The sequence below is a fragment of the Prevotella sp. genome (assembly GCF_036570325.1).
GTDB lineage: Bacteria > Bacteroidota > Bacteroidia > Bacteroidales > Bacteroidaceae > Prevotella.
Genome location: NZ_DATCYK010000141.1, coordinates 1 through 2189 on the forward strand (window position 1 = coordinate 1; position 2189 = coordinate 2189).

The window sequence follows — 2189 nt, forward strand, 5'->3', positions numbered from 1 at the left end:
CGGGTGCCGACCTCGTGGGTGACGCTATGCTTGGAAAAGTAGCCGACACGAAAGAGTTGGCGGGCGTAAGCCGCTACTATCAGGAAGGTATAGAGCGTGGCGCCTATGAAATGACCGTGCAGATGAATCGTATTTATTACGTGCGTCCTGATCAGGCCTATAATATCACTCAAGATGGAACGACATGGGATAAAGCCTACGGTGCTGGCAAACTACAAGAGGCTGTTGACGGCGCGGCGCTTTACGCCCGTGTGAATAATCGTCGGTCTTACGTGTTGGTACAAGGTAATACCAATGCGGAAGCTGCGGTAAATCTGCGTGACGGCGTAATGTTGATGGGTAGCCTGTCGGAACGTGTAGTTCCTGAGCACAGCACCGGTGATGAGAAGGGTGACCGTGCGCTCATCGATATGGTGAACAGAATCAAGGCCGGCCGTATGGGTATGGCCGCTCAGGGTAATACGTACCGTACGCCTATCAAGGGAGTCACTACATTAGGCTCTGGTACATTGGGTAGCATTATGGATGGCTTTATCATCAGTAATCAGGGAGTATTGACAAAAACTCCGATTAGCTTGAATGCTGCCAAGAGCGTTGTGCGTAATTGTATCATAACAAGCAATACGATGAGCGGTAGCACACCGGTAGTGGATTTGCGTGCGGGCTTGCTCTATAATACACTTGTCTATGGTAATAAGGCTGAGCAGACTGTTGGTCAGCAGGGTGGTATGGTGCTTAACTGTACTGTTGTAGGTGATCAAACCGGAGCCATCACCGTCGATAACAATGGTGGTAAGGTGGTGAACAGCCTGACATGGAACAATGTGGATAAAAGTCCGGCCGTGAAAAAGACTGCGGGAACATGGCAAGGAGGCAATGACGCTTCGGACGGTTATCCATTTACTTCCTACTTGACGACTGAGGTGCGCAACGTGTTCCCACATACAACGGCGATGTCAGCTTTCTATCAGCCTTATGTATATCAGTTGCCGGAAGAAGGATTGTGGCTGAATACGGGAGTGGACGATGACATCGCATTGGATAGAAATGTATTTACCAAAGAATTTGTAGACTTTGTCCATGACCGTGATGTTCTTGGTAATCCACGTTTATTGAGTAGTGGAAAGGTGGATGCGGGTTGCTTTGAGACATGGCGTGTGGCAGAGGGTGAGAATGTATATACTACCAATCTGACCAATACAGCTGTGGATTTGACCAGCGAGACAGCTCGTATTTATACGGAAAACTATGGAGGTAACCTATATCCGCATGAGGGTAGCGTGGTTTATATAGGAAAGAATGCCAAGTTGAATCTTAACAAGAGTGCCGCGGAAACGCCTATCTTTACGGAGAGCGCGGCTTTCCGCCCGAGCTATCTGTTATTACAGAATGGTGCGTCGCTCTATGGCAATGGCAATGTGGTGCGTGTGCAGTACATGGCTTTGGAGCAGACCTATCCCGCGGGAACCAAATACCAATTGCTATCACTGCCATTTGCGCACTTCTATTGGAAGAATATCGTGCAGACGACGACCAATGCCAAGTCGGAGATCGTGCAGACGGCTTATGCTAATTTGGAATCGGCCAAGACTTATAATGGATTAAAGCGCTCAGCTTGGGATTATAATTTCCAAGATAGGGAGTCGACCTGCTGGGAAGATGTGGCTCCGGATGTGGAGTTGGCTGCCAATAAGGGATGGTTGCTGACCTTCGGAACACCTTTGGCCACGGAGCAGACCTTGCGCTTTACAAGCTGGATAGCCGGTGCCGGTAACTATGTGTATGAAGAAGGAAGCAAGCCGAAGACGGTCACGCTGACGCAGTATAATACAATCGACAATAGCGGTTCGGCCCACTTCACCAAGGCTGAGAATATGGGATGGAACCTCATTGGTATGCCTTATCTTGTGAATGAGTATAACACAAGTCTTGAGAATGGGAATGTCTATAGCATGAATGTACCTCATGTGCTCTATGGAATGAACCGTGAGGATGGAAAGTATAGGAGTGCCGGTCAGATGATCACGACACAGTCATGGGCTGCGGATAATATGATAAGGCTGGGAGATGGCTACTTCACACAGACTGCCGTGCAGGGCGCGGAAGAGAAAGTAACGTTTGCTTTGCCGGTGAATACCGAAGTGCCTACGGTCTTGGCTGCCAAGGCTTATCTGAGTTTCTTTGATGAG

1 protein-coding gene is annotated in these 2189 nt (G+C 48.9%); it reads left to right on the top strand.

Annotation, left to right across the window (positions count from 1 at the left end):
- The coding region (locus tag VIR50_RS12370; RefSeq protein WP_331935418.1) for a hypothetical protein at nucleotides 1–2189 on the top strand (2189 nt) is incomplete at both ends.